The sequence below is a fragment of the Rhizorhapis sp. SPR117 genome, assembly GCF_021742065.1.
This window is the reverse complement of sequence record NZ_JAKKIE010000119.1, coordinates 1-5,018: the sequence shown is the minus strand read 5'-3', so window position 1 is coordinate 5,018 and position 5,018 is coordinate 1. Positions and strand designations below refer to the sequence as shown.

At 63.4% G+C, this 5,018-nt stretch carries 3 protein-coding genes and 1 pseudogene; 2 read left to right on the top strand and 2 right to left on the bottom strand.

The window, feature by feature from the left end; all coding sequences use genetic code 11:
- Positions 1-75: 75 nt before the first annotated feature.
- Together L3X40_RS20875 and L3X40_RS20870 are read right to left on the bottom strand one after the other, a co-directional pair.
- Positions 76-1,824: pseudogene (locus L3X40_RS20875) on the bottom strand (efflux RND transporter permease subunit); the annotation flags it as partial.
- 19 nt (positions 1,825-1,843) lie between these two features.
- Entirely contained in the window at positions 1,844-2,983 is a 1,140-nt protein-coding gene (locus L3X40_RS20870) for an efflux RND transporter periplasmic adaptor subunit (RefSeq protein ID WP_237367281.1), read from the bottom strand.
- A 183-nt stretch (positions 2,984-3,166) separates the two neighbouring features.
- Here L3X40_RS20870 and L3X40_RS20865 point away from each other — a divergent pair, with 183 nt between their 5' ends.
- Together L3X40_RS20865 and L3X40_RS20860 are read left to right on the top strand one after the other, a co-directional pair.
- The gene (locus L3X40_RS20865; RefSeq protein ID WP_237367280.1) at positions 3,167-3,871 is read left to right on the top strand and encodes a response regulator; all 705 of its coding nucleotides are present in this window, start codon (positions 3,167-3,169) and stop codon (positions 3,869-3,871) included.
- On the top strand, positions 3,868-4,998 hold the full coding sequence (locus L3X40_RS20860) for an ATP-binding protein (RefSeq protein ID WP_237367279.1): 1,131 nt from the start codon (positions 3,868-3,870) through the stop codon (positions 4,996-4,998). Before L3X40_RS20865 ends, L3X40_RS20860 begins: the two co-directional genes overlap by 4 nt.
- Positions 4,999-5,018: the final 20 nt, after the last annotated feature.

Below are 5,018 nucleotides of genomic sequence, written 5' to 3'. Positions count from 1 at the left end.
GAGGTGGTTCAAACATGGGTCAGTTCTCGACGGAAATTTATATCCCTCCCGGGTCAACTCTCAGCGGTAATCAACACGCTCCGTGGTGGCATCGGCGGGAAGCTGGAAAAGTGTCATGAAATAGCCCTGATCCTCCTGGGGGAGGAAGGCGGTGGGCAGATTGACGAAACTGACCGCCAGCAGACCGACGATCAGCGCGAACCCGGCCATCGCCCGGCGGGTATGCCGCAGCAAGGTGTCCAGCCAGGCGCGATAGCACTCGGTCATCCGTGCAAAACTACGGTCGAACCAGCTGAAGAAGCGGCTCTTGTTGTGATGGCCCTGCACGGGCTTCAAAATCGTCGCGCACAGTGCGGGCGTGAGCGACAGTGCGAGAAAGGCCGAGAACAGGATCGACACCGCCATCGACAGCGTGAACTGCCGATAGATCGCGCCCACCGAGCCGCTCGCGAAGGCCATCGGAATGAACACCGCCGACAACACCATCGTGATCCCGATCACCGCGCCGGTGATTTCGTGCATTGCCTTGATCGTCGCCTCTTTCGGCGACAGGCCTTCCTCGGCCATCAGCCGCTCGACATTCTCGACCACGACAATCGCGTCGTCGACGATGATGCCAATCGCCAAGACCATGCCGAACATCGTCAGCACGTTGATCGAGAACCCGGCCAGCAGCATCACCGTAAAGGTGCCGAGCAAGGCGATCGGGGCGACAATTGCCGGGATGAGGGTGTAGCGGATATTCTGAAGGAACAGGAACATCACGAGAAACACAAGGACCATCGCCTCGATCAGCGTCACGACCACCTTCTCGATGGAAATCCTGACGAACGGTGCTGTGTCGAATGTGACAATCGGCTCGATCCCGGTCGGCATGGCCTGTTTGAGCTCTTCGAGCCGCGTGAGCACCGTCTTCTGCGTCTGCACCGCGTTCGCGCCGGGAGACAGCATGAGCGCAACACCGGCGCTGGGCTTGGCGTTGGTCCGAACCGAGAAGCTGCTGGTCTGAGCGCCAAGCTCGACGCGCGCCACATCGCCGAGTTTCACGCTTGAGCCATCGGGATTGGCCCGCAACACGATGGCGGCGAATTGCTCCGGGGTGCTGAGCTGGCCCGTTGCCGTCAGCGGTACTGTGACCCGCTGTCCCGGAACCGCTGGCGAATCTCCGAGTTTGCCCGGCGCGATCTGGATGTTCTGGGCACCGATGGCGGCGGTGACGTCGCCAATCGAGAGGTTGTAGGCGAGCAGCTTGGTGGGATCGAACCAGATGCGCATCGCCTGCTCGGAGCCGAACAGCTGGGTCCGCCCCACGCCCATTATGCGCTTGAGTTCGGGGACGACGTTGCGCGCAGCATAGTCCCCCAGCTGGATCGGATCGTGGCTTCCATCGGGCGAGATGAGGTCGATGATCATCAGGAAGTTCGACGAGGCCGCATCCACCGTCACCCCGGTTTGCCGCACCATCTGCGGGAGCCGCGGCTCCACCGCCTTCAGGCGGTTCTGAACGTCGACCTGCGCCAGTTCGGGATCGGTGCCCGGCTTGAATGTCGCAGTGACCGAGGCCTCGCCCGAGGTGTCGACCGAGGATTCGAAGTAGAGCAGGTTCTTGACGCTCGACAGCTCGCGCTCGATCAGGCTGACCACATTGTCGTTCATCGCCTGCGGCGTGGCGCCGGGATAGCTCGCGTAGATGCTGACCGAGGGCGGCGCCACGGTCGGATAGCGCGCAATCGGCAGCTGCGGGATGGCGATCAGCCCGACAAGGACGATCACGATGGCGACGACCCAGGCAAAGATGGGGCGGTTGATGAAGAAGTGAGGCATGGATCGGGGCTCCCAGCGCCTAGCGTGACGCGGCGGCAGGCCGCCAGGCGACCGGCTTCACGGGCACATTGGGCTGAACCTTGTCCTGCCCCTCGACGACGACGGTCTCCCCGGCCTGAAGGCCGCTCGAGACGAGGTAGCGACCGTCGATCACATCGCCCACGACTACATCGCGAGCCGCGACCCGTCCCTGAGCATCGACGACGAAGACCTGCGCCTTTCCGGCAGGATCGCGGCGGACCGCCTGCTGGGGAACGGTGATCGCCTGCTGCTCGAAGGTGCGCGGCAATCGCGCGCGGACGAACATGCCCGGCAGCAGACGTCGGTCGGGGTTCGGCACCAACACGCGAACGACGGCATTGCCCGTGCTGGGGGCCACGGTAATGCCGGAAAACAGCATTCGCCCTTTCACAGCATAGGGTACGCCATCCGTCGACAGGATCTCGACCAGAGCATTCTGGTCGGCCGTGCCCGCCTCGATTGCGGCGCGCATCGTCTCGATGCGGGCGACCGGCTGACGCACGTCGACATAGACCTGATCGATCTGTTGCACCGTCGCCAGCGGACTCGCGTCATTTGCCGAAACCAATGCGCCTTCGGTGACGAGGGCCTCGCCAATCTGACCGGCGATTGGCGAGGTGATGCGCGCAAAGCCCACGTCGAGACGGCGGCGAGCAAGGGCCGCGCGTGCCGCCGCAACGTCCGCAGCGGCCTGATCGCGCGCAACACGCGCATCGTCATAGCTCTGGCGGCTGATCGCATCGACTTCGACCAGCGGGCGCAGGCGTTCCTCCTGCAGCCGTGCGCGGGCGAAGGTCGCCTCCGCATGTTGCAGGGCTGCCGCCGAGCTGTTGGCGTCGGCCTGGAACGGCGCTGCGTTGATCTGGAACAGCGGCTGCCCCTCCCGCACTTCGCTGCCCTGTTCGAACAATTGGCGCTGAACAATGCCGCCAACCTGCGGACGGATTTCTGCGACGCGATAGGCCACGACGCGGCCGGGCAGTTCGTCGAACAAGGCGAGTGCCTCAGGCTTGACCTTCAGGATGGTCACTTCGATTTCGGGAGGCGGTGCCTGCTCCTGCGACGAGCAAGCGGCCAATATCAAGGCAAGCGTGCTGACAGCGGCGACGGATGCGCGCCTGCAGACCTTTGCAATCATAAGTTCTTCAACTCCGCCCGGAGGGCTGCCCATGAGCGACCGGTATCAGGTCAGATTTCACGGGACCTATAGCAGCGGAGCGTCGACCTTGTGTGCAGGCAATGTTGCGATTTGGTGGAGGCCAGTGGCCCTGCCCCGATAATTGCTTCTATAGTGCGGTCGTTCTGGAGGAGGATCAGGAACTTGGAAACGGACAATGCCCTTGTACTTGTTGTGGAAGACGAGGCCGAGATCGCGGAAATCGTGACCGCCTATCTCGAACGCGAGGGTTTTCGGTCCATCTCCGCCGCGGACGGAAAAACCGGGCTTGACCTGCACAAGACTCTGAAGCCCGACATGGTGCTGCACGATGTCGGGCTGCCCGGCAGCGACGGTTGGGATGTGCTGAGCGAAATCCGCCGACACGGGAACACACCCGTGATCATGATCACCGCGCTCGACAAGGATATCGACAAGCTCCAGGCCTTGCGCATTGGGGCCGACGACTATGTGGTCAAGCCGTTCAATCCGGTCGAGGTGGTGGCGCGGGTTCGGGCCGTGCTGCGCCGCGCGGCGGGCAATTCCGCCAGCAGGATCGTGCGCGTGGGCGCGCTTCGGATCGACCCGGACAGCCACCTTGCGAGCGTCGTCGATGCGGAGAGCGGCGTGCTGCTTCATCTCAACCTTACGCTAACCGAGTATCGGCTGCTGGTTCACATGGCCGCTGCCCCGATGCGGGTGTTCGGCCGCGGAGAGCTGGTCGACGCCTGCCTGTCGGGTGGAGACGCGCTCGATCGCACGGTGGACAGCCATATCAGCAAGCTGCGCAGAAAGCTCGCCGACGCTGGGATCGACGATATGCCATCGGGCGTGCGCGGCGTCGGCTATCGGCTGCTGGCCGTCAAATGAAGCCGCTCAAGGGCCTTGGGCGGCATGTCGCGCTGTCGATGGGCCTCGGCGCATTCATAGGCGTGCTGGCGTCCTATCTCGGCATCTACCTCCTCTATCTGGCCGCGTACAACTTCTACCCTTCGCTGATACCGAAGGAGTACGACGGAACACTTCTTCCGACGACGCCGGAATTGCTGGTGCTGGCGGTGGTTGCCGCGCTGGTGCTGCTGGTCACGATTACGATGGCGCTTCGTCTCGCCGGGCGCATTGTCGCGCCGCTGGCATCGGTGGCGCAGGCTGCCCGGCGCATATCCGGGGGCGATCTCAGCGCACGGGCCGAGGCCGATGATGACCTGCCGGGAGAAGCCGCCCTGCTGGTGTCGGACTTCAACAGCATGGCCGATCGCCTCGAGGAAAGCGCCAGAGACATCATCGCCTGGAATGCCCAGATCGCTCACGAACTGCGCACGCCGCTCACCATTTTGCGCGGGCGGTTGCTGGGCATGATCGATGGTGTGTTCGTCCCAGACGAGGCGCAACTTCGTAAGCTTCTGGGGCAGGTCGAGGGACTGTCGCGCCTCGTGGAAGACCTGCGGGTCGTCAGTCTGCTGGACAGCGGGGAAATGCGGCTGGAGCGCATTGAGGTCGACGTCGCGCGAGAAATCGCCGATTTTGCCGAGCTTGTCGAACCGGGCCTCGTCGATGCGGGTTTCAGCCTGACCGCAGCGCTGGCTCCGGGCGCGGCCTTTCTCGATATAGCGCGGATCCGCCAGGCCTTGCTGGCACTGGTCGATAACGCCCAACGCCATGCCGATCCCTGTGACCTGCACATCGAAGTGATCATCCAGCCAGGCGAGGTCGAAATCCGGGTCGTCGATCAGGGGCCGGGTCTGGCCGGTGAATTCGAGAAGGACGCGTTCAAACTGTTCGCGCAAGGAAAGCAAAGCTATGGCAGCAACCGGGTAGGCTCCGGCCTCGGCCTTTCCGTGGTGCAGGCAATCGCCAAGGCACACGGTGGCTCGGCTTCCTACGGCGTGGACGGCCGCGCATGCTACTTCGCCATAACGGTTCCACGGCGGTCTCAATTGTCAACTAGTCACCTGAATCCGAAGTTCGCTTCATTGTTTTCTGGCAGAAGCGTTTGACGGCGGCGAGGATCTCGTCG

What these genes read in the sequence shown, in the direction of transcription:
- L3X40_RS20870 (WP_237367281.1), bottom strand. Translation starts at nt 2,983, where the DNA reads ATGATTGCAAAGGTCTGCAGGCGCGCATCCGTCGCCGCTGTCAGCACG.
- L3X40_RS20860 (WP_237367279.1), top strand. Translation starts at nt 3,868, where the DNA reads ATGAAGCCGCTCAAGGGCCTTGGGCGGCATGTCGCGCTGTCGATGGGC.